General features: G+C 70.7%; 21 protein-coding genes. 9 read left to right on the top strand and 12 right to left on the bottom strand.

What is annotated here, in order from left to right; all coding sequences use genetic code 11:
- Positions 1-153: 153 nt before the first annotated feature.
- On the bottom strand, positions 154-378 hold the full coding sequence (locus tag SOM08_RS22290) for a (2Fe-2S)-binding protein (RefSeq protein WP_116960124.1): 225 nt from the start codon (positions 376-378) through the stop codon (positions 154-156).
- 102 nt (positions 379-480) lie between these two features.
- A complete protein-coding gene (gene bfr, locus SOM08_RS22285; protein ID WP_116960123.1) occupies positions 481-957 on the bottom strand; it encodes a bacterioferritin in 477 nt (158 codons plus the stop codon).
- A 128-nt stretch (positions 958-1,085) separates the two neighbouring features.
- Between bfr and SOM08_RS22280 the strand changes: the two genes are divergently transcribed.
- Positions 1,086-1,394: a hypothetical protein gene (locus SOM08_RS22280; RefSeq protein WP_147326252.1), complete on the top strand. Its 309-nt coding sequence runs from the start codon at positions 1,086-1,088 to the stop codon at positions 1,392-1,394.
- 5 nt (positions 1,395-1,399) lie between these two features.
- Here SOM08_RS22280 and SOM08_RS22275 read toward each other — a convergent pair whose 3' ends face one another.
- The 3 genes from SOM08_RS22275 to SOM08_RS22265 form a co-directional block, all read right to left on the bottom strand.
- Positions 1,400-2,797 (bottom strand): aminopeptidase P N-terminal domain-containing protein, encoded by a 1,398-nt coding sequence (locus SOM08_RS22275; protein ID WP_116960121.1) that lies wholly within the window; start codon positions 2,795-2,797, stop codon positions 1,400-1,402.
- Between the two features lie 71 nt (positions 2,798-2,868).
- Complete coding sequence (locus SOM08_RS22270; RefSeq protein ID WP_322469783.1) at positions 2,869-3,657, bottom strand: nucleotidyltransferase family protein; 789 nt, start codon at positions 3,655-3,657, stop codon at positions 2,869-2,871.
- A gap of 42 nt (positions 3,658-3,699) precedes the next feature.
- The gene (locus tag SOM08_RS22265; protein WP_322469782.1) at positions 3,700-4,710 is read right to left on the bottom strand and encodes a hypothetical protein; all 1,011 of its coding nucleotides are present in this window, start codon (positions 4,708-4,710) and stop codon (positions 3,700-3,702) included.
- A gap of 169 nt (positions 4,711-4,879) precedes the next feature.
- On the opposite strand from SOM08_RS22265, the gene tkt reads away from it, so the two are divergent.
- A complete protein-coding gene (gene tkt, locus SOM08_RS22260; RefSeq protein WP_181936536.1) occupies positions 4,880-6,928 on the top strand; it encodes a transketolase in 2,049 nt (682 codons plus the stop codon).
- Positions 6,929-6,970: 42 nt separating this feature from the next.
- Positions 6,971-7,969 (top strand): type I glyceraldehyde-3-phosphate dehydrogenase, encoded by a 999-nt coding sequence (gene gap, locus SOM08_RS22255; RefSeq protein WP_116960117.1) that lies wholly within the window; start codon positions 6,971-6,973, stop codon positions 7,967-7,969.
- A gap of 63 nt (positions 7,970-8,032) precedes the next feature.
- Here gap and SOM08_RS22250 read toward each other — a convergent pair whose 3' ends face one another.
- Entirely contained in the window at positions 8,033-8,371 is a 339-nt protein-coding gene (locus tag SOM08_RS22250; RefSeq protein ID WP_322469781.1) for an SMR family transporter, read from the bottom strand.
- 147 nt (positions 8,372-8,518) lie between these two features.
- On the opposite strand from SOM08_RS22250, the gene SOM08_RS22245 reads away from it, so the two are divergent.
- The 3 genes from SOM08_RS22245 (at position 8,519) to SOM08_RS22235 (ending at position 12,034) form a co-directional block, all read left to right on the top strand.
- Entirely contained in the window at positions 8,519-9,133 is a 615-nt protein-coding gene (locus SOM08_RS22245; protein WP_245981049.1) for a TetR/AcrR family transcriptional regulator, read from the top strand.
- On the top strand, positions 9,130-10,035 hold the full coding sequence (locus SOM08_RS22240; RefSeq protein ID WP_322469780.1) for an alpha/beta fold hydrolase: 906 nt from the start codon (positions 9,130-9,132) through the stop codon (positions 10,033-10,035). Before SOM08_RS22245 ends, SOM08_RS22240 begins: the two co-directional genes overlap by 4 nt.
- Before the next feature lie 94 nt (positions 10,036-10,129).
- The gene (locus tag SOM08_RS22235) at positions 10,130-12,034 is read left to right on the top strand and encodes a S8 family peptidase (RefSeq protein ID WP_147326251.1); all 1,905 of its coding nucleotides are present in this window, start codon (positions 10,130-10,132) and stop codon (positions 12,032-12,034) included.
- A gap of 34 nt (positions 12,035-12,068) precedes the next feature.
- On the opposite strand, the gene SOM08_RS22230 is transcribed toward SOM08_RS22235, so the two are convergent.
- The 3 genes from SOM08_RS22230 to SOM08_RS22220 are packed head-to-tail and all read right to left on the bottom strand — an operon-like array spanning position 12,069 to position 14,180.
- Positions 12,069-12,857, bottom strand: coding sequence for an SPOR domain-containing protein (locus SOM08_RS22230; protein ID WP_322469779.1), 789 nt, complete (start codon positions 12,855-12,857; stop codon positions 12,069-12,071).
- Positions 12,851-13,648: a biotin--[acetyl-CoA-carboxylase] ligase gene (locus SOM08_RS22225; RefSeq protein ID WP_116960112.1), complete on the bottom strand. Its 798-nt coding sequence runs from the start codon at positions 13,646-13,648 to the stop codon at positions 12,851-12,853. The genes SOM08_RS22230 and SOM08_RS22225 overlap by 7 nt, the downstream gene beginning before the upstream one ends.
- Before the next feature lie 4 nt (positions 13,649-13,652).
- Complete coding sequence (locus SOM08_RS22220) at positions 13,653-14,180, bottom strand: SET domain-containing protein (RefSeq protein WP_322469778.1); 528 nt, start codon at positions 14,178-14,180, stop codon at positions 13,653-13,655.
- A gap of 111 nt (positions 14,181-14,291) precedes the next feature.
- On the opposite strand from SOM08_RS22220, the gene SOM08_RS22215 reads away from it, so the two are divergent.
- Positions 14,292-17,249 (top strand): DNA topoisomerase III, encoded by a 2,958-nt coding sequence (locus tag SOM08_RS22215; protein WP_322469777.1) that lies wholly within the window; start codon positions 14,292-14,294, stop codon positions 17,247-17,249.
- Positions 17,250-17,280: 31 nt separating this feature from the next.
- Positions 17,281-17,925: a glutathione S-transferase family protein gene (locus tag SOM08_RS22210; protein ID WP_116960110.1), complete on the top strand. Its 645-nt coding sequence runs from the start codon at positions 17,281-17,283 to the stop codon at positions 17,923-17,925.
- 21 nt (positions 17,926-17,946) lie between these two features.
- Here SOM08_RS22210 and SOM08_RS22205 read toward each other — a convergent pair whose 3' ends face one another.
- From SOM08_RS22205 to SOM08_RS22195, 3 genes are all read right to left on the bottom strand, one after another.
- Positions 17,947-19,320 (bottom strand): sensor histidine kinase N-terminal domain-containing protein, encoded by a 1,374-nt coding sequence (locus SOM08_RS22205; protein ID WP_416187026.1) that lies wholly within the window; start codon positions 19,318-19,320, stop codon positions 17,947-17,949.
- Positions 19,321-19,430: 110 nt separating this feature from the next.
- The gene (locus tag SOM08_RS22200; protein ID WP_116960108.1) at positions 19,431-20,099 is read right to left on the bottom strand and encodes a response regulator transcription factor; all 669 of its coding nucleotides are present in this window, start codon (positions 20,097-20,099) and stop codon (positions 19,431-19,433) included.
- A 59-nt stretch (positions 20,100-20,158) separates the two neighbouring features.
- Entirely contained in the window at positions 20,159-20,632 is a 474-nt protein-coding gene (locus SOM08_RS22195) for a MarR family transcriptional regulator (RefSeq protein ID WP_322469776.1), read from the bottom strand.
- Positions 20,633-20,771: 139 nt separating this feature from the next.
- Here SOM08_RS22195 and recA point away from each other — a divergent pair, with 139 nt between their 5' ends.
- Complete coding sequence (gene recA, locus SOM08_RS22190) at positions 20,772-21,896, top strand: recombinase RecA (protein WP_116960107.1); 1,125 nt, start codon at positions 20,772-20,774, stop codon at positions 21,894-21,896.
- Positions 21,897-21,900 lie beyond the last annotated feature (4 nt).

Raw genomic sequence — 21,900 nt, 5'->3', positions numbered from 1 at the left:
GCACGTCTCCGGCCTTGATTTTTGCCATGCGAAAGGCGAATTCGCATTCTAAGTCGGGCACGCGGAAACCCGGGGGCGCACACAGGGCGTCCCGGGTGAAGGGCTTGTGACTGGAAAGGGGGGAATGGGCTCGCCCAGGGCGGGCGAGCAGGCTCAGGCGCGTTCGGCCTGGCGGGCCTGTTCGGCGGTCTGTCGCTGCAGGTGGGCCACGACTTGGCCCGGGGCGCATTCGGCAAAGACCGAGCGCGCGCAGCCTTCGCACTGGCCGCACTGTGTGGCCACGCCGAGTTCGAGCTGGATGTCGTCGAACGCCATGCCGGACCGGGCGCACTGGGCGATGGTCTTGTCACTGACACGGTGGCAAACGCAGACGATCATGGGGTTGGGTACCAAGAAACTCCTGCAAATGATAATAGATCGCATTCATTGTGCAAGCCCTCTTGAAAGCCACCCGACGGGCGGCTTCTCCCCTGCGTCGCCTCAGCTCACCGAGCCCATCTGGCTCTGCAGGTAGTTCTGCAGGCCGACCTTCTCGACCAGCTCGATCTGCGTCTCCAGGAAGTCGATGTGTTCCTCGGTGTCGTCCAGGATGGTCTGGAGCAGGTCGCGCGAGACGTAGTCGCGCACGGCCTCGCAGTGCGCGATGCCTTCCTTGATGGTGGCCTGCGCGCCTTGCTCGAGCGCGAGGTCGCAGCGCAGGATCTCGGGCACGTCCTCGCCGATGCCGAGCTTGCCCAGGTCCTGCAGGTTGGGCAGGCCGTCGAGCATGAAGATGCGGTCCATCAGCTTGTCGGCGTGCTTCATCTCGCCGATCGATTCCTCGTATTCCTTGCCCGCGAGCTTGTCCAGGCCCCAGTGTTTGAGCATGCGGTAGTGCACGAAGTACTGGTTGATCGCCGTCAGCTCGTTCTTCAGTTGCGCCTGAAGGTGGGCAATCACTTTCTTGTCGCCTTTCATGTGACTCTCCTTGTCGTTGTTGCGGCCGGGGGATTGTGGGCCCATCGCCGGCGGGGGCAAGGGAGGCGCACTTTGCAAATGAGAATTGTTCTCATGTGATGACCGACCTGTCACCGCCGGAGCACCCCATGAAGCCGCCCTTTCCGACCCACGCCGACGAGGAATACAGCCTGCCGCCCGTCGAGGCGCTGCTGGCCGGCACGCTCGCGCTCATGACCGGTTGCGCCCAGCACAGCGGTCCGGTGTGCCAGCGCGAACTGATGGTCGGCAAGGTGGTGAGCAACCTCACCGAACTGGCGCAGCACCCGGCGCTGTCGCGGCCCATGCGGGTGTTGCTGGGCCGGCTGAGTTCGCGCTGGCTGCTGGAACTGGGCGGCGCCGCGGTGCCCGCCGCCGGGCTGATGCCCCTCCTGCCGGAGCACCGCACGCTGCAGTAGGCGGCTCAGCCCCGCATCAGGGCCTCGATGGCATCCGGCGCCACCGGCACGTCGCGGGTGATCAGCTCGCAGCCGGTCTCGGTGACCACGGCGTCGTCCTCGATGCGGATGCCGATGTTCCAGAAGCGTTCGGGCACGCCTTCGGCGGGGCGGATGTACAGCCCCGGCTCGATGGTGAGCACCATGCCCGGGCGCAGGATGCGGCTGGGGCGGTCCTTGATGGTCTCGCCGGACAGCGGGTCCTGGCGCTCACTGACCTGGCCGACCTCGGACGGCTCGACGTAGCTGCCGCAATCGTGCACGTCCATGCCCAGCCAGTGGCCGGTGCGGTGCATGTAGAACGGGAAATACGCGCGCTGGGCGATCACGTCGTCCACCGTGCCGACTTTGTTCCTGTCGAGCAGGCCCAGGTCGAGCAGGCCTTGGGCGAGCACCTTGACGGTGGCCTCGTGCGGGCCGACGAAACGCGCGCCGGACCGGGTGGCGGCGACGGCGGCGTCCTGGCTGGCCAGCACCAGTTCATAGACCGCGCGCTGCGGACCGGTGAAGCGGCCATTGGCGGGGAAGGTGCGCGTGATGTCGCTGGCGTAGCCGTCGAGCTCGCAGCCGGCGTCGATCAGCACCAGCTCGCCGTCGCGGATGGGCGCGGCGTCGGCGCGGTAGTGGAGGATGCAGGCGTTGGCGCCGGCCGCCACGATGCTGCCGTAGGCCGGGTACTGCGAGCCGCCCTGGCGGAACTCGTGCAGCAGCTCGGCGTCGAGGTGGTACTCGCGCACGTCCTGGCCGGCGCGCAGCATGGCGGCGCTGCGCTGCATGGCGCGGATGTGACCGCGCGCGCTGATGCGCGAGGCGCGGCGCATGATGTCCAGCTCGTGCGCGTCCTTCACCAGGCGCATCTCGTCGAGCGGGGTGCACAGGTCGCGCTGGCTTTCGGGGCACAGGGCACCGTAGCGCACGCGCGCGCGCACCTTCTGCAGCCAGCCATCGATGCGGCCTTCCAGCCCCGCGTGGGTGGCGAAGGGATACCAGACCACCGCGCGGTTCTCCAGCAGCCGTGGCAGGCGCTGGTCGAGTTCGGCGACGGAGAAGGCCTCGTCCACGCCCAGCGCGGCCGGCGCGGCCTCGGGGCCCAGGCGGATGCCATCCCAGATCTCGCGCTCCAGGTCCTTGGGTTGGCAAAACAGCGTGGTGCGGCCCTCGGCGGTGATCAACAGCCAGGCCTGCGGCTCGGCGAAGCCGCTCAGGTAGTAGAAGTAGCTGTCGTGCCGGTAGATGAAGTCGGTGTCTCGGTTGCGCGGACGTTCCAGCGCGGTGGGCACGATGGCGATGCCACCGGGGCCGAGTTGCGAGGCCAGGCGCGCGCGGCGCTCGGCGTAGAGGCGGAAGTGGGTCGAGGCGTCCATCGCGCCATTGTGGCGGCAAGCGCCGGGGCGCGGGTCCAGAGGCGATCCGGCGCCGCCCGCCCGCCGCCGGATCAGCGCCCTTGGGGGGGCGCGGCCCGCGCCGCCGGGGGGGGTGGGGGTTGCTGCCGGTTCAACTCGGCCAGGCGCTGGGGCGTCCCCACATCCGTCCAGGGCCCCGGGTACAGCTCGGCGCTCACGCGGCCGGCGTCCATGGCCCGGCGCAGCAGCGGCGCCAGCGGCTCGGCGCGGCCCTGCGGGTTGCCGGACGGAATGTCGAACCACGGGGTCTCGAACAGCGCGCGCCGGTACAGGCCGATGGTGCTGTAGGTGTGGCGCGGGGCGTCGGCGCCTGCCCCGAGGTTGAGTGCCAGGCCCTCGGGGCTCAGGCCGAAGTCGCCGCGGGGGTTGTGTTCGGGGTTGGACACCAGCCACAGGTGGGCCAGGCGGTCGCCCCGCGCGAAGCGCTCCAGCGCGTCGGGGGCGAAGGGGAAGCCGGGCGCAAAGACATCGCCCGCGACGACCCAGAACACCTCGTCCAGCAGCGGCAGCGCGCGCGCGATGCCGCCAGCGGTCTCCAGCGCGTAGCCGAAGTCCTCGCCCTCGGCGGAGTAGGCAATGTCCAGCGCCAGGCCTTCGCTGCTGCGCGGGTACGGGCCGAAATGCGCGGGGATCTGCTCGCCGAGCCAGGCGGTGTTGATCACCAGGTCGGCGCAGCCGGCTTCGGCCAGGGCGTCCACATGCCATTGCAGCAGCGGCTTGCCATGCACGACCAGCAGCGGCTTGGGCAACTGGTCGGTCAGCGGCCGCATGCGGTTGCCGCGGCCGGCGGCCAGGAGGATGGCGTGGGCAGGGTGGGCCATGGTGAAGGGGCTAGGCCTCGACTGTAGCCGCCCCGCGGCGGCTCAGCGGCCGGCCAGGGCGAACAGGCCGGCCATGCCCGCCGCATAGACCAACAGCAGCGCCCAACTGTCCGGTCCCATGCCCAGGCGCTTGCGGCGCGGGCGCCACAGCAGGCCGGCCGCCACCACGCCGGTCATCAGCAGGCCCAGGGCGGTGACGTACAGCGTTTCGGCGCTGGCGCCAGGCATCACGGCCTGGCCGGCCAGTGCCGTGGCCAGCACCAGCAGCACGGGCAGCAGGGCGTTGCCGCCCAGGATGTCGCTCACCGCCAGCGCGGGCTCGTGGCGCCGCATCGCGGCCAGACCGGAGGCGATTTCGGGCAGGGCGGTGGACGCGGCGAGCGCGGTGGCGCCGAACAGCACGCCGTCGATGCCCCAGCGCCGGGCCAGGGCGTCGCCGCTGCGCTCCAGCAGGACGCCGCCGATGAGCGTGAGCGCGGCACCGGCGGTGAACAGCAGGACCGCGCCGCGCAGGCCGTCCGACGGGCGGCGGCGTGGGCGGCGGGGCGCGGCCGAGGGGTGTTGGCTGAGCCGGCGCACCAGCAGCAGGCCTCCCAGCCAGGCGAGGATGGTCAGCGCGCCGTCCGGCGTGACGCCGAAACGGATGGCGCCGGCCGGCAGCCAGTGGCCCAGCAGCACCAGGGCCAGCAGCGCCATCACCATCAGCGCCTCGGCCAGTGCCTGGGGCGAGGCCACGCGGGTGGACAGCGGCACCGCGCCGCGGTGGCCCACGGCGTCGAACAGCGCCAGCAGCAGGGTCTGGATGGCCACGCCGCCCAGCAGGTTGGCCACGGCCACCTCGACGCGCCCGCCCAGCGCGGCGCTGGCGGTGATGGCAATCTCGGGCAGGTTGGTCACCAGCGCCAGCAGCACCAGCCCGCCCATCTCTTCGCCCCAGCCGAAGGCCTGGTCCAGCCGGTCGGTGGCCTGGGTGAGCCGCACGCCGGCCCACCACACGACCAGCGCCGCACCGGCGAAGATCGCCAGCAGCGCGGGGGAGGGCAGATCGGTCATGGGCACGGGTGGGCGGCCATCGTACGGCGGGCCGCGCGCCCCGCCGCCAGGGGCGATACCCCCCGCGCAAGCGGCCGGCACGGACCCAGTCGCTAAAATCCGGGGTTTTCCCCAGGCTGGGCGGCGCGCGACGCGCCCACGCCGCGCCCCCACCCCACCCGAGGTCTTCATGAGCGACTCCGCCGTCGTCACCGTCTCTCCCCTGGTCATGGCCAACGCCATCCGCGCTCTGGCGATGGACGCCGTGCAGGCCGCCAACTCAGGCCACCCCGGCGCGCCCATGGGCATGGCCGACATGGCCGTCGCGCTGTGGGGCCGCCACCTCAAGCACAACCCGGTGAACCCGCACTGGGCCGACCGCGACCGCTTCGTGCTGTCCAACGGGCACGGCTCCATGCTCATCTACTCGCTGCTGCACCTCACGGGCTACGCGCTGCCCATGCAGGAGCTGAAGCACTTCCGCCAGCTGCACAGCAAGACGGCAGGCCACCCCGAGGTGGGCATCACCCCCGGCGTGGAAACCACCACCGGCCCGCTGGGCCAGGGCATCACCAACGCCGTGGGCATGGCCCTGGCCGAGAAGCTGCTGGCCGCCGAGTTCAACCGCCCCGGCCACACCGTCGTCGACCACCACACCTACGTGTTCCTGGGCGACGGTTGCCTCATGGAGGGCATCAGCCACGAGGCCGTGGCCCTGGCCGGCGCCTGGAAGCTCAACAAGCTCATCGCGCTGTACGACGACAACGGCATCTCCATCGACGGCAAGGTCACGCCCTGGTTCATCGACAACACCGCCCTGCGCTTCGTGGCCTGCGGCTGGAACGTCATCGGCCCCATCGACGGCCACGACGCGGACGCGGTGGACCAGGCCATCGCCCAGGCGCGCCGCCACCCCGAGCAGCCCACGCTGATCGTCTGCAAGACGCACATCGGCAAGGGCAGCCCGAACCGCGCCAACACCGCCAAGGCGCACGGCGAGCCGCTGGGCGCCGACGAGATCCAGCTCACGCGCGAGGCCCTGGGCTGGCCGCACGCGCCCTTCGTGGTGCCCGACGAGGTCTACGCCGCCTGGGACGCGAAAGCCGCCGGCGCCGAGGCCGAGGCCGACTGGACCGCGCGTTTTCGCGCCTACCGCGCCGCCCACCCCGAACTGGCCGCCGAGTTCGAGCGCCGCATGAAGGGCGAGCTGCCGAAGGACTTCGCCGCGCTGGCCGCCGCCGCGGCCCGCCAGGCCCACGCCAAGGCCGAGACCGTGGCCAGCCGCAAGGCCAGCCAGCTTGCGCTGGAGCACTTCACCGCCGCGCTGCCCGAACTGCTGGGCGGCAGCGCCGACCTCACCGGCTCCAACCTCACCAACACCCAGTCCACGCCGCCGCTGCGACTGGACATCGCTGGCAATGTGGTGCGCGACGAGGCCGGCCGCCTGGGCCGCCACATCAACTACGGCGTGCGCGAGTTCGGCATGGCCGCCATCATGAACGGCGTGGCCCTGCACGGTGGCTACATCCCCTACGGCGGCACCTTCCTCACCTTCAGCGACTATTCGCGCAACGCCATCCGCATGGCCGCGCTGATGAAGCAGCGCGTGGTCCACGTCTTCACGCACGACTCCATCGGCCTGGGCGAGGACGGCCCCACGCACCAGTCGATCGAGCACGCCGCCAGCCTGCGCCTGATCCCGGGCCTGGACGTCTGGCGCCCCGCCGACACCGCGGAAACCGCCGTCGCCTGGACTGTGGCGCTCGAGAACCGCGACCGGCCCACGGCGCTGCTGCTGTCGCGCCAGAACCTGCCCTACCTGCCCAAGGACGGCCTGGGCGACATCGCCAAGGGCGCCTACGTGCTGGCCGAGCCCGCCGGCAAGAAGAAGGCCCAGGCGGTGATCATCGCCACCGGTTCCGAGGTGCAGCTCGCGCTCAAGGCGCAGGCGCTGCTGGCCAAGGAGCACGGCATCGCGGTGCGCGTGGTGTCCATGCCCAGCACCACCCGCTTCGACCGCCAGGCCGCCGCCTACAAGAAGGCGGTGCTGCCCGCCGGCCTGCCGCGCATCGCGGTCGAGATGGGCGTCACCGATTTCTGGTGGAAGTACGGCGTGTGCGCCGTGGTCGGCATCGACACCTACGGCGAGTCGGCGCCCGCGCCGGTGCTGTTCAAGCACTTCGGCTTCACCGAGCAGAACGTGGCGGACACGGTGCGCGCCGTGCTCGCCGGGCAGTGATCCTTTTCCGGTTTTTCCGAATCAACCCCTGGAGATGACAGCATGACGATCAAGGTCGGTATCAACGGTTTCGGGCGCATCGGGCGCATGGTGTTCCGCGCGGCGGTCGCCAACTTCAAGGACATCGAGGTGGTCGCCATCAACGACCTGCTCGAGCCCGACTACCTGGCCTACATGCTCAAGTACGACAGCGTGCACGGCCGCTTCGACGGCGACGTGAAAGTCGAGGGCTCGAACCTCATCGTGAATGGCAAGAAGATCCGCCTGACCGCGGTGAAAGACCCGGCCGAGCTCAAGTGGGGCGAGGTCGGCGCCGACGTGGTGATCGAGTCCACCGGCATCTTCCTGGACAAGGCCGGCGCCGAGAAGCACCTGGCCGCGGGCGCCAAGAAGGTCATCATGTCCGCCCCCTCCAAGGACGACACCCCCATGTTCGTCTACGGCGTGAACCACGAGACCTACGCCGGCCAGGCCATCATCAGCAACGCCAGCTGCACCACCAACTGCCTGGCCCCCGTGGCCAAGGTGCTCAACGACAAGTGGGGCATCAAGCGCGGCCTGATGACCACCGTGCACGCGGCCACCGCCACCCAGAAGACCGTGGACGGCCCCAGCAACAAGGACTGGCGCGGCGGCCGCGGCATCCTGGAGAACATCATCCCCAGCAGCACCGGCGCGGCCAAGGCGGTGGGCGTGGTGATCCCCGAGCTCAATAAAAAGCTCACCGGCATGTCCTTCCGCGTGCCGACCAGCGACGTGTCCGTGGTCGACCTGACGGTGGAGCTCAACAGCGCGGCCACCTACGCCGAGATCTGCGCCGAGATGAAGGCGCAGAGCGAAGGCAAGCTCAAGGGCGTGCTGGGCTACACCGAGGACAAGGTCGTGGCCACCGACTTCCGCGGCGATGCCCGCACCTCGATCTTCGACGCCGACGCCGGCATCGCGCTCGACGGCACCTTCATCAAGGTGGTGAGCTGGTACGACAACGAATGGGGCTACTCCAACAAGTGCCTGGAAATGGCGCGCGTGGTGGCCAAGTAAGGCCCGCGTGCCCTCCGCTGCAAAGGCGCCTTCGGGCGCCTTTTCATTGGGGCGCGACCGGCCTCAATGCGCGGCGCTCTTGGAGAACAGGTTGATCACCAGCACCCCCGCCATGATCAGCCCCATGCCCAGCAGCGCGGGCAGGTCCAGCGTCTGCCGGTGGACCAGCCAGCCCAGCAGCGAGATCAGCACGATGCCAACGCCCGACCAGATGGCATAGGCGATGCCCGTGGGCAAGGTTTTCAGGGTCAGTGCCAGAAAGTAGAAGGCCACGGAATAACCGACCACCACGGCCACGCTGGGCCAGAGCCGGCTGAAACCCGCCGAGGATTTGAGCGCGGTGGTGGCGGCGACCTCGGCCACGATGGCGATGCCGAGGTAGAGGTAAGCGGTGGAGTTCATGGCGGCGGTTTTTGCGGTGCGGGCAAGCGGCGCGCCCAAGCCGGCATTGTCCCCGCCGCCTCCCTCCCTCTCCCAGGGTCGCCCAGACGACCACTCGGGCCCGCCGCGTCATTGACGCTAGACCGATCGGTCTAGACAATGCCCGGCATGCCCGCCCCACCGCCTGTCGAGCCCGCCCGCGAGCGCCTCATCGCCGCCATGACCGACGCCCTGCGCCGGCGCGGCCTGCACGGCATCGGCCTGACCGAGCTGCTGCGGGCGGCCCAGGCGCCCAAGGGCGTGCTCTACCACCATTTCCCGGGCGGCAAGACCGAGCTGGCCGTGGCCGCCATCGACCAGGTGGTGGGGCGCATGACCACCGGCCTGGACAAGCTGCTCGCCGGCACGCCCGACCCGCTGCTGGCCATGCGCCGCTGGATCGCGGGCGCCACCGCCCGCCTGCAGGAGACCGGCTTCGAGGCCGGCTGTCCACTCGCCACGGTGGCGCTGGAATCCGGACCCGAGGACCGCGCCCTGCGCGAGGCCCTGGCGCGCGCCTTCGGGCGCGTGCGCGAGCGCATCGCCCAGGGCCTGGCCGGTGCCGGCCTGCCCGCCGAGCGCGCCCAGGGCCTGGCCGCGCTCATCGTCGCCGCCTACGAAGGCGGTCTGCTGCAGTCGCGCGTGGCGCACAGCATCGAGCCCATGCAGCGCGCCGCCGACACCCTGCTGGCCTTGCTGTCGGCCAGTCCGTTCTGCGACCCACTTCAGGAGCCACCGCCATGAACCCCGCCCACCAGGACCGCGCGACCGCCGATGCCGTGCGCATCGAGCCCCTGACCCTGCACGCCGCCGACGGCTACCCGCTGGCGGCCCATCGTTACCGTGGTCCGACGCCGCCGCGCGCGCACCTCGTGGTGGGCGGCGCCACGGCGGTGCCCCAGGGCTTCTACAAGCGCTTCGCGCAGCACGTGGCCGCGCAGGGCGTCGATGTGCTCACGCTCGACTACCGCGGCATCGGCCGCTCGGCGCCGAACAGCCTCAAGGGCTTTCGCATGGACTACCTCGACTGGGGCCGGCTTGACCTGGCCGCCGCCGTGGCCGCCATGCGCGCGCCCGGCGTGCCGCTGTGGCTGGTGGGCCATTCCTACGGCGGCCACGCCCTGGGCCTGCTGCCGCACCCGGAGCACGTGGACGCGGCCTACACCTTCGCCACCGGCGCCGGCTGGCACGGCTGGATGCCGCCGCTTGAGCGCCTGCGCGTGCAGATCATGTGGAACCTCATCGGTCCCGTGGCCACGCGCCTGGCCGGCTACCTGCCCTGGAGCAAGCTCGGCATGGGCGAGGACCTGCCGATCGACGTCTACCGCCAGTGGCGCCACTGGTGCCGCTTCCCGCGCTACTTCTTCGACGACCCGCAGATGCGCGAGGTGACCGCGCGCTTCGACGCCGTGCGCTTTCCGATCGTGGCGGTCAATGCGCTCGACGATGCCTGGGCGCCACCGGTCTCGCGAGACGCCTTCATGGCCGGGTACCGCAACGCGCCCGTGAAGGCCGTGACCCTGGACTCGCGCCGCGACGGCCTGGGTCCCATCGGGCACATGGGCTACTTCCGCCCGCGCGCCCAGCCCTTGTGGAACGAGGCCCTGGCCTGGTTCGACGGCCAAAGGATGGCGTCGGCCATGTGATGAAAAGGATTTGCAAATTCCTTCTGGGGTAACTCCGCATGGGCCCGGTCGGAAGCGCCGTGGATTTGGTGGGCCCGCGTGCTACAACCCACCCATGGTTTCAAAGCTGTTGCGCGGATATGTCCTGGCCCTGGTCGCTCTGGCCTTGGGCAACGCCTTGGCCGCGCAGCCGGCGGCCCCTGGCGATGCCCCGGCCTTCGGCCTCATCGTCGGTTACCGCGACGGCGCCAATCCGCTGAGCCGCGAGGAAACCGACCGCGGCCCCTGGGCCGACCGCGAGGCCCGGCTGGCCGGCGCCTGGCAACGGGCGACCCAGCGTTCGCGCGAACAAACCGAGCGGCTGGCGCGCGACACCGGCGTGCGCGCCGCCTCCGTCGGCGAGGCGGGTCGTGCGGCGCTGCTGCGCTTTGACCGCCCGATGCAGGGCCGCGCGCTGGCCGACGCCCTGCGCCGCGTGCGCCTGCACCCGGACGTGGCCTGGGTCGAGCCCAATGTGCTCGTGCGCCCGCAGTTGGTGCCCAACGACGCGAACTACGGCTTGCAGTGGCACCTGCGCGGCCCGGGCGACGGCGAACCGGCGGGGCTCAACCTGCCGCCCGCGTGGGATCTCGGCACCGGACTCAGTTCCACGGTCGTGGCCGTGGTGGACAGCGGTGTGCGCTTTGGCCACCCCGACCTGGCCGGCAAGCTGCTCGCGGGGTACGACTTCGTGAGCGAATTGCAGGTGGCCAACGACGGCAACGGCCGGGACGCCGATGCGAGCGACCCCGGCGACTGGATCTACCCCAGCGACCTCAACAACCCGCTGTTCTCGGGCTGCGAGCTGGGCTTCAGTTCCTGGCACGGCACCTTCATCGCCGGCCAGATCGCCGCGGCGACCGACAACGGCATCGGGGTGGCGGGCCTGAACTGGCAGGCGCGCATCCTGCCCGTGCGGGTGTCGGGCAAGTGCGGCGCCCTGGTGTCCGACCTGCTCGATGGCGTGCGCTGGGCCGCCGGCCTGCCGGTGGCCGGGGTGCCGGCCAATCCCACGCCGGCGCGCGTGATCAACCTGAGTTTCAGTGGCAGCTCGGCCTGCAGCCCGGCGTACCAAACCACCGTGGACGACGTGCGGGCGGCGGGCGCCTTGCTGGTGGTGGCCGCGGGCAACGAGTCGGGCCCGCTCACGCGCCCGGCCGACTGCGAGGGGGTGATGGCCGTGGCGTCGGTGCAGCGCGACGGCGCCAAGGCGGACTATTCCAACTTCGGGGCCAACGTGGCCTTGGCCGCGCCGGGCGGCTCGGGCACCACGCCCCTGGACCCGGACAACCTCTACTCGACCACGAACTCCGGTCTGAGCGCACCCGCGCCGGGCGGCGACACCTACGGCTACAAAAAGGGCACCAGCTTCGCCGCGCCCCAGGCCGCCGGCGTGGCCAGCCTCATGCTCGCCCTCAACCCCCACCTCACCCCGCAAGCGCTGATGGAGCGCATGCAGGCCGGCGTGCGGTCACACACCCCGGCGGGCGGGCTGGCCTGCGGCCCGGCCAACAGTGGGGTCTGCCAGTGCACCGCCACCACCTGCGGCGCCGGCCTGCTCGACGCGGACCGGTCCCTGCAACTGGCCACGGGCCCTGCCGCCGTGATCCAGGCGGTGAATGTCGTGGCTCCGGGTGCCTTTGTCACGCTCGATGGCCAGGCCAGCGTGGCGCTCGCGCCGGCGACCCTCACGGGCTACCAATGGACCCAGGACAGCGGCTCCACCGCCGTCGCCATCCCCAACAACACCCAGTCCGTGACCGGCGTGCAATTGCCCGCCGTGGAGGGCCGTTGGGTGTTCCGGCTCAAGGTCACCGACAGCAATGGCGACACCGGCAGCGACGCCGTCATCGTGCGCGCGGTGGCCCCACCCGCGCCGCCGGTCACGGGTGGCGGGGGCGGTGCCTTGGGGGCCTGGTGGGGCCTGGGGCTGGCGCTGTGGGGCCTGGGCGTGGCGCGGGCATCGCGCCGCCGCCGCTGAACACCACCGGGTTCCACACGCCGGATCGGAGGCGTCAGTTGCAGCGTTGCAGGCTGCGGCCCGCCATGGCCGGGCCCAGTGCCTCGATGCGCGCGCGAACGGTCTCGCCGATGGCCGGCAGGCGCAGCGAATAGCTCAGGCTCTCGGCGCGTTCCTGCACCACGCGGGCCGTGCGCACGTTGCGCCGCTCGGCCAGCTGCAGCCCTTCGCTCGCCGCTTCCTCGCTGGAGAACGTGCCCAGCGCGATGCCGGGCGCCAGGCCGTTGGTGTTGACGTCGCGGAATTCCACGCCCATGGCGCGCAGTTCGGCCTTCTTGCGGCTGGCCTGTTCGGCGCTGTCGTAGCGCCCCATGTAGACGATCCAGCGCCCGGGACTGCGGGTTTCGGTGAGCTGCCAGTCGCCACCGCCCAGGCCGAGCAGGCGCAGCTCGGCGCGCAGCAGCTCGGCCTGCTCGGGGCTGAATCCGCTGGCTTGCCAGCAGGCGCGCGGCTCATTGGCCGCGGCCGGTGTGGCAGCGGCCGGCGTGGCCGCGAGCGCCGCCGGGGCCGTGGGGGGCGGCGCCTCCACGGCCGCCGGCGCCGCGGCCACCGGGGGGTGGGCCGGGACGGCGGACTCGGGCGCGGGCGCCGGCGCGGTAGGCGGCTCGGCGCCGCGCGGCCCATTGAGCAGGCGCACGTTCTCGGGCGCGATCTGCTGCGTCAGGCGCTGCGGTTCGCGCGGCTCGCTGGTCGGCGGGAAACCGATGGCGGCGAGATGGCCCTGCGTCCAGGCGAAATACAGGCTGTTGGCCGCCAGCAGCACGGCGATCGTCCACCTCAACATGGGCGCACGCTCACTTCCGCACTGTCCACGCGGCGCAGCTGGCCGTTCACGCGCACCAGCAGCGCGCCGTCCTCGGCCACGCCGCAGGCGCTGCCGGTGCTGCCATCGCTCAGGCGCAGCTCGCGGTCCTTCAGCGCGTCGCGCGCCGCGTAGCGCGCGGCGAACGGTGCAAAACCTTCGCTGGCGAACCTCAGCACCTCGCGCACCAGCGGCGGCACCAGCCGCGGCAGCAGCTCGGCGGGGGTCACGCCCACCTCCACCTCGGCCAGCCCGGCCGGCGGCACGCCGCCCATGGGGCTGGCGGGTGCGCCGGCGAGCGCCGACTCGGCCGGTCGCGCGACGTTGATGCCCGCGCCGATCACCACCGAGCGCGGCCCTTCGCGGTCGTCGGCCTGGCCCGCCGTTTCGACCAGGATGCCGCCGAGCTTGCGGCCCATGAGCCAGAGGTCGTTCGGCCACTTGATGCGCACGTCCGGGTGCAGTTGCTCGGCCAGCACCAGGCCCACCGCGAGCGACAGGCCCGACCAGCTGCGCGGCGCCAGCGACAGGCCGAGCGAAAACGTGAGCGACTGGCCGGGCCGGCTGTGCCAGCCACGTCCCAGCCGGCCGCGCCCGGCGGTCTGGCGCTCGGCCACCAGCAGCACCGGGTCCAGCGGCGCGGTGCGCGCGCGGCGCATGAGCTCGGTGTTGGTGGAGTCGATCTCTTCCAGCACCTCGACCGTGAAGCCGGGCAGGTCGGGCACCACCGCCTGCCAGATGGCTTCGGCGCCGCCCGCGAGCGAGGCGCTCATGGCCTTACCCCAGCTTGGTGGCGCGCCCGCCGCGCTTGGGCGCCAGCAGCGTGCCGCGGCACTTCTTGGCGCCGCACCAGCAGGGGTACTGGGCCTTGAGCTTGGGCGTGAGCGGCTCGTCGATGACGAGGCCGTAGTCGTAGAACAGCTCCTCGCCGGCCTCGATGGCGCGCAGGCTGCGGATGAACACGCGGCCATCCTCGATGTCGGCCTCGCAGTTGGGCTTGCAGCTGTGGTTGATCCAGCGCGCCGAGTTGCCGCCGTACTTCGCATCGATCACGTGTTCTTCGTCGATGTGGAAGTAGAAGGTGTGGTTCGGGTCGCTCGGGTCGTGCGGGTGGCGGTCCAGCGCTTCTGCCCAGGTGATGACCTCGCCCGTGTACTCGATCAGCGTTTCGCCCGGCGCGATGTCCACCAGCGCGAAGACGCCTTTGCCGTGCACCCCGGAGCGGCGCGTCTGGATGCGGCGCGCGTCGCTGGACTTGGCCGGGGATGCGGAGCGTGCCGAGGGCTTGCGCGGGGTTTTCGTCACGTCGGATTTCTTTGGTAAGGTTGTTTCATGCGAGTGCGCGCGTGGGTGCGCGCACGACAAGCGCGCGCACGTGTGTGCATGCGCGAGCGCGCGTGGGAGCGGATTGTAGAGATGAAAACCGAAGGTTCTGCCAAAACACTGGTCATTGCCGAGAAGCCGTCCGTGGCGCAGGACATCGTGCGCGCGCTCACGCCGGTGGCGGGCAAGTTCGACAAGCACGACGAGCACTTCGAGAACGAGCGCTATGTCGTGACCTCCGCCGTGGGCCACCTGGTGGAGATCGCCGCGCCCGAGCAGTTCGACGTCAAGCGCGGCAAGTGGAGCTTCGCCCACCTGCCGGTGCTGCCGCCGTACTTCGAGCTCAAGCCGATCGACAAGGCGAAGTCGCGGCTCAACGCGGTGGTCAAGCTGGCGCGGCGCAAGGACGTCGGCGAACTCATCAACGCCTGCGACGCGGGCCGTGAGGGCGAGCTGATCTTCCGCCTGATCGAGCAGTACGCCGGTGGCCAGAAGGGTGGCCAGTACCAGGGCCTGGGCAAGCCGGTGCGCCGGCTGTGGCTGCAGTCCATGACGCCGGCAGCGATCCGCGAGGGCTTCGACAAGCTGCGCAGCGACGCGCAGATGCGCGGCCTGGCCGATGCGGCGCGCAGCCGCTCCGAGGCCGACTGGCTGGTGGGCATCAACGGCACGCGCGCCATGACCGCCTTCAACTCGCGCGATGGCGGCTTCTTCCTCACCACGGTGGGCCGGGTGCAGACGCCTACCCTGTCCATCGTCGTGGAGCGCGAGGAAAAGATCCGCGCGCACCGCCCGCGCGACTACTGGGAGGTCCACGCCAGCTTCCTGGCCGAGGCCGGCGAGTACCCCGGCAAGTGGTTCAACCCCGACTTCAAGAAGCCCACGGGCGAGGACGCCGACGCCGATCTGCGCGCCGACCGCGTCTGGAGCCTGCAGGAGGCGCAGGCCATCGTGGATGCGGTGCGCGGCAAGGCCGCCAGCGTGAAGGAAGAGAGCAAGCCCACCACCCAGGCCTGCGGCCAGCTCTACGACCTGACCAGCCTGCAGCGCGAGGCCAACGGCCGCTTCGGCTTCTCGGCCAAGACCACGCTGCAGCTCGCGCAAAGCCTGTACGAACGCCACAAGGCCCTGACCTACCCGCGAACCGATTCGCGCGCCCTGCCCGAGGACTACCTGGGCACGGTCAAGGACACTTTCGAGATGCTGGCCGGCAGCGGCATGGTGCACCTGGCACCGCACGCCCGGACCGCGCTGACCAAGGGCTACATCCGCCCGAGCAAGCGCATCTTCGACAACAGCAAGGTCTCGGACCACTTCGCCATCATTCCCACGCTGCAGGCACCCAGTGGCCTGTCCGAGGCCGAGCAGAAGCTCTACGACCTGGTGGTGCGCCGCTTCATCGCGGTGTTCTTCCCCAGCGCAGAGTTCACCGTGACCACGCGCATCAGCAGCGTGCTCAACCACCACTTCAAGACCGAAGGCAAGGTGCTGGTCAACCCGGGCTGGATGGCGGTCTACGGCAAGGAAGCCGCCGACGAGGTGGAAGGCGCCAAGCCCGGCGAGAAGGGCCAGAACCTGGTGCCGGTGCGCGAAGGCGAGACCGTGCGGACCGAGTCGGTGGAGCACAAGGGCCTGCAGACCCGCCCGCCCGCGCGCTACAGCGAAGCCACGCTGCTGGCCGCCATGGAAGGCGCCGGCAAACTCATCGACGACGAGGAGCTGCGCGAGGCCATGCACGAAAAAGGCCTGGGCACGCCGGCCACGCGCGCGGCCATCATCGAAGGCCTGCTGGCCGAGAAGTACATGCTGCGCGAAGGCCGCGAGCTCATCCCCACCGCCAAGGCCTTCCAGCTCATGACGCTGCTGCGCGGCCTGGAGGTGGAGGAGCTGTCCAAGCCCGAGCTCACCGGCGAGTGGGAGTACAAGCTCGCGCAGATGGAGCACGGCAAGCTGTCGCGCGACGCCTTCATGGCCGAGATCGCGTCCATGACCGAGCGCCTGGTGAAGAAGGCCAAGGAGTACGACCGCGACACCGTGCCGGGCGACTACGCCACGCTGTCCACGCCCTGCCCCAACTGCGGCGGCGTGGTGAAGGAGAACTACCGCCGCTTCGCCTGCACCGGCGCCGACGGCGCCGGCGAGGGCTGCGGCTTCTCGTTCACCAAGTCGCCCGCCGGGCGCACCTTCGAAACGGCCGAGGCCGATGCCTTCCTGCGCGACAAGCGCATCGGCCCGCTCGAGGGCTTTCGCTCCAAGGCGGGCTGGCCCTTCGTGGCCGAGCTCGTGCTCAAGCACAGCGAGGAAGACCGCAACTGGAAGCTCGAATTCGACTTCGGCGACGACCGCAAGGACGAGGAGACCGGTGAACTGGTCGACTTCTCCGGCAGCGAATCGCTGGGCGCCTGCCCCAAGTGCGGCGGCGCGGTGCACGAGCACGGCGCCAACTACGTGTGCGAGCGCGCCGTGCCCACGGCGCAGCAGCCCACGCCGAGCTGCGACTTCAAGAGCGGCAAGGTCATCCTGCAGCAGCCGGTGGCGCGCGAGCAGATGAGCAAGCTGCTGGCCACCGGCAAGACCGACCTGCTCGACAAGTTTGTCTCCATGCGCACGCGCCGCTCGTTCAAGGCCTTCCTGGCCTGGGACGCCGAGGCCGGCAAGGTGAACTTCGAATTCGAGCCGCGCGACAGCAAGTACCCGCCGCGCAAGGCGGGCGCGCGCCCGGCCGCCAAGGCGGCCGCGCCGGCAAAGAAGGCCGCCGCGAAGAAGGCGCTGGCCGCCAAGAAGGCGCCGGCCGAGAAGAAGGCCCCGCGCAAGGCCACCGCCGCCACCGGCAAGCAGCCCAGCGCGGCGCTGGCCGCCGTCATCGGCGAAGGGCCGGTGTCGCGGCCCGAGGTGGTCAAGAAGCTGTGGGACTACATCAAGGCCAATGGCCTGCAGGACCCGGCGGACAAGCGCCGCATCAAGGCCGACGCCAAGCTGCGCCCGGTCTTCGGCAAAGACGCCGTCACCATGTTCGAGATCGCCGGCCTGGTCGGCGATCACCTGAGCTGAATTCCTTCAACACTTCCAGGAGACCGATCCCATGGGCCTCAAGCTCTACTACGCGTCCGGCGCGTGTTCCTTCGTTCCGCACAGCTCGCTCGAGCTCGCTGGCGCCAGCTTCGAGCCGTCGATGGTCAAGCTGCACAAGGGCGAGCAGCGCGCGCCCGAGTACCTGGCCATCAACCCGCGCGGCCAGGTGCCGGTGCTGGTGGATGGCGACGAGGTCATCACCCAGATCCCGGCCATCGTGCTCTACCTGGACGCCCAGTTCCCCGAGGCCGGCCTGCTGCCCGCCTCGGGCGTGGCGCGCACGCGCGCGCTGCAGACCCTGGCCTGGATGAACAACACCGTGCACCCCACCTTCACGCACGTGTTCATGCCCCAGAAGTTCACCGCCGACGAGGCCGCGCAGAAGGCCGTGAAGGCGCACGCGGTGGAGGTCTACCGCGGCCTGCTCGGCGAGCTCGAGGCGCTGGCCCAGAAGGCCAGCCCCTGGCTCGGCGGCGACAAGCCCGGCGCGCTCGACGCCTACGCGCTCACCCTGCTGCGTTGGGGCGGCTTCGCGGGCATCGACCCCAACAGCCTGCCCGCCACCTGGGCGCTGGTGCAGCGCTTCGCGGCGCTGCCGGCGGTGGCGCGCGCCATGGAGCGCGAGCGCCTGGAGCTCAACGTCTACAAAGGCTGAAGCGGCGGCGGGCGGCGGGTTTCACTCGCTCGCCTGCTTCGCCACGAAGCGAACCGACACTCGCAGACCCGGGCGGCCGCGCTCCGGGTGCGCGTCTTCCATGTGCACGGTGGCGCCGTGCTGCTGGGCGATCTCCTGCACGATGGCCAGGCCCAGACCCGAGCCGTCCACGTCCGTGCCCAGCGCGCGGTAGAAGGGCTGCATCACCAGTGCCCGTTCGCTCACCGGGATGCCCGGGCCGTTGTCCTCCACCTGCACCAGCTGCACACCGCTGAAGCGGTCCACCAGCACGCGCGCGGTCACCACGCCCTTGGGCCCGCTGTAGGCCATGGCGTTGTCCACGAGGTTGCGCACCATTTCCTGCAGCAGGGTGGGGTTGCCGGTGAGCTGCAGCTCCTCGGGCACCTCGTGGTCGCCTTCCACGCCCAGGTCCACGCCCAGCTCCAGCGCGCGCGGCACGGTGTCGCGCACCACGGCGGCGACCAGCCGCGCCAGATCGACGCGCGCGCTCGGCAGGGTGCGGCCGGTGGTCTCGGCGCGTGCCAGCGCCAGCAGCTGGTTCACGGTGTGCGTGGCGCGGGCGCTGGCGCGCGCGATCTGCTGCAGCGAGCCCCGCAGGCCGGCCGGGTCGGACTCACGCTGCGCCAGCTCGGCCTGCATGCGCAGGCCGGCCAGCGGCGTCTTGAGCTGGTGCGCGGCGTCGGCCAGGAAGCGGCGCTGCGTGGTCAGCGAGGCCTTCAGCCGCGCCAGCAGGTCGTTGATCGAGGCCACCAGGGGCGCCACCTCCTGTGGGATGTCGGCCTCCTCGATCGGGCTGAGGTCGTCCGGGCGGCGCGCGCGGATGCGCTGCTCCAGGTCGGACAGCGGGCGGATGCCGCGCACCAGCGCCAGCCAGACCAGCAACACCGCCAGCGGCAGGATGACGAACTGCGGGACCATCACGCCCTTGATGATCTCGTTGGCCAGCGTGGAGCGCCGGCCCGTGGTTTCGGCCACCTGCAGCAGCACCGGGTGCCGCGGGTCGGGCCGCGCGAGCCAGGTGTAGGCCACGCGCACTGCATCGCCGCGCAGCACGTCGTCGCGCTGGCGCACGCGGCCGGCCTCGGGCACCTCGTCGGGGGGCGGTCCGGGCAACTCGACCTCGCCGCTGACGAACTGGCCGTGCCCGTCGACGAGCTGGAAGTACACCAGGTCGGAGTCGTCGGCGCGCAGCAGGTCGCGCGTCTGCGGGTCGAGCGCGAAGCGCAGCGCGCCGTTCTCTACCACCACCAGCTGCGCCAGCGCCTGCAGGTTGTATTCGAGCGCGCGGTCGAAGGGCTTGTTGGCGATGCCCTGCGCCACCACCCAGGTGAGCGCGAGCGACAGCGGCCACAGCAGCAGCAGCGGCGTGAGCATCCAGTCCAGGATCTCGCCGAACAGGCTGCGCTGCTCGCGCTGGAACAGGCCGAAGGAGATGGTGGTGGGGGTGGTCTGGCGCGCCGTGCCGTCGTCCGGCGCGGGCTGGCTCACACCTTCTCCAGGCAGTAGCCGAGGCCGCGCACGGTGGCGATGCGGATCGGGCCTTTCTCGATCTTCTTGCGCAGGCGGTGGATGTAGACCTCGATCGCGTTGGTGCTGACTTCCTCGCCCCATTCGCACAGGCGCTCGACCAGTTGGTCTTTGCTGACCAGGCGGCCCGCGCGCTGTAGCAGCACCTCCAGCAGGCCCAGCTCGCGCGCCGACAGCTCGATCAGCTTGCCGTCGATGGTGGCCACTCGGCCGGCCTGGTCGTACTCCAGCGGGCCGTGGCGGATGAAGTTGGTGCTGCCGCCCATGCCGCGGCGCGTGAGGGCGCGCACGCGCGCTTCCAGCTCCTGCAGCGAGAAGGGCTTGGCCATGTAGTCGTCGGCGCCGAAATCCAGGCCCTTGACGCGCTCCTCCACGCTGTCGGCCGCGGTGAGGATCAGCACCGGCATGGCCGAGCCGCGCGAGCGCAGCCGCTTGAGCACTTCCAGGCCGTGCAAGCGCGGCAGGCCCAGGTCGAGGATGAGCAGGTCGAACTCGTTGTTGGTCATCAAGGCCGCATCGGCCTCGGTGCCGCTGGCCACGTGATCGACCGCCGCGCCGGCCGCGCGCAGGCTGCGCAGCAGGCCGTCGGCCAGGACGTGGTCATCCTCCGCGATCAGGATGCGCATGGCTTGTCTCCTCAGGTCGTCGGGCATTGTAGGGATGGCGCCGCGCCCCGAGTGGCGCTTCAGGCCTGCGCATAGGCTTCCAGGCCGATGGCCACCACCGTGGCAACCTCCTGGCCCACCTGGGCGGCGAACTCGGCCTCGGCCTGGGCGACGGCGCGGCGGAAGGCGTCCAGCCAGAGCAGGCCGTCGGGAGTGAAGACGATGCGGCGCGCGCGCGCGTCCCGCGGGTCGCTTTCGCGCCGCACCAGACCCCAGGCCTCGCACTGCGCGACCAGGTCGCCCATGGCCTGCTTGCTCATGCCGGCCGCCTGCGCCAGCTCGGTGAGGCGCGAGCCGCGCAGCGACAGGTGGCGCGTGATGTGCACGTGCGCCGCGCCCACCTGCTGGCGCGCCGCCAGGTTGGACAGGGCCAGCGGCACCTCGGCGTCGTGCGCCATCAGATGCAGCACGCGGGCGTCGAAGCGGCGCAGGGCCTCGCCCAACAGGCGGCCCAGGTGGCCGCCGCGCCAGCGGTCGTCGGGCAAGGGAACCATGGCCTTATTGTCAGGCAAACTGACCAAAAATTGGCTTGTTGGCGAGAAATACGCGGCTAAACTGCTGGCCATGCATCCAGTACTGGATGCGATCACAGTCAGCCTAAGTCAACACCCACTCACCGCTCAGGAGCCACCGATGGATGCACCCGTGAAAAACGCCGCCCTCAACAGCGAAAAGGCCAAGGCCCTGCAGGCCGCGCTGGCCCAGATCGAAAAGCAGTTCGGCAAGGGCACGATCATGAAGCTCGGCGAGGGTGAGCAGATCGAGGACATCCAGGTTGTCTCCACCGGCTCGCTGGGCCTGGACATCGCCCTGGGCGTCGGCGGCCTGCCGCGTGGCCGCGTGATCGAAATCTACGGCCCGGAATCGTCCGGCAAGACCACGCTCACCCTGCAGGTCATCGCCGAGATGCAGCGCCTGAACGGCACCTGCGCCTTCGTCGACGCCGAGCACGCCCTGGACGTGCAGTACGCGCAAAAACTCGGCGTGAACCTGCCCGAGCTGCTGATCAGCCAGCCCGACACCGGCGAACAGGCGCTGGAGATCGTCGACTCGCTGGTGCGTTCGGGTGCGGTGGACCTGGTCGTCATCGACTCGGTGGCCGCGCTCACGCCCAAGGCCGAGATCGAGGGCGAGATGGGCGACCAGCTGCCCGGCCTGCAGGCGCGGCTCATGAGCCAGGCCCTGCGCAAGCTCACGGCGACCATCAAGAAGACCAACTGCACGGTCATCTTCATCAACCAGATCCGCATGAAGATCGGCGTGATGTTCGGCAGCCCCGAGACCACCACCGGCGGCAACGCGCTCAAGTTCTACGCCTCGGTGCGCCTGGACATCCGCCGCACCGGCACCATCAAGAAGGGCGACGAGGCCATCGGCAACGAGACCAAGGTCAAGGTGGTGAAGAACAAGGTTTCGCCGCCGTTCAAGACGGCCGAGTTCGACATCCTGTTCGGCGAAGGCATCAGCCGCGAGGGTGAGATCCTCGACCTGGGCGTGGTGCACCGCGTGGTCGAGAAGTCCGGTGCCTGGTACGCCTACAACGGCGAGAAGATCGGCCAGGGCCGCGACAACGCGCGCGAGTTCCTCAAGGAAAACGTCGAGTTGCGCGTCGAGATCGAGAACAAGGTGCGCGAGGCCCTGGGCGTGCCGCAGCTGCCGCTGGATGGCGCTTCGGGCGAGGAAGAGGCCGCGCCCGCCAAGGCGCGCAAATCCAAGGCCAAAGCCGATGCCGCCGACGCCGAGGCGGCCGACGCCTGAGCGC

Origin of the sequence: Hydrogenophaga sp. SNF1 (genome assembly GCF_034421675.1) — a bacterium.
GTDB lineage: Bacteria > Pseudomonadota > Gammaproteobacteria > Burkholderiales > Burkholderiaceae_C > Hydrogenophaga > Hydrogenophaga borbori.
This window is presented reverse-complemented; position numbering and strand designations above follow the sequence as displayed.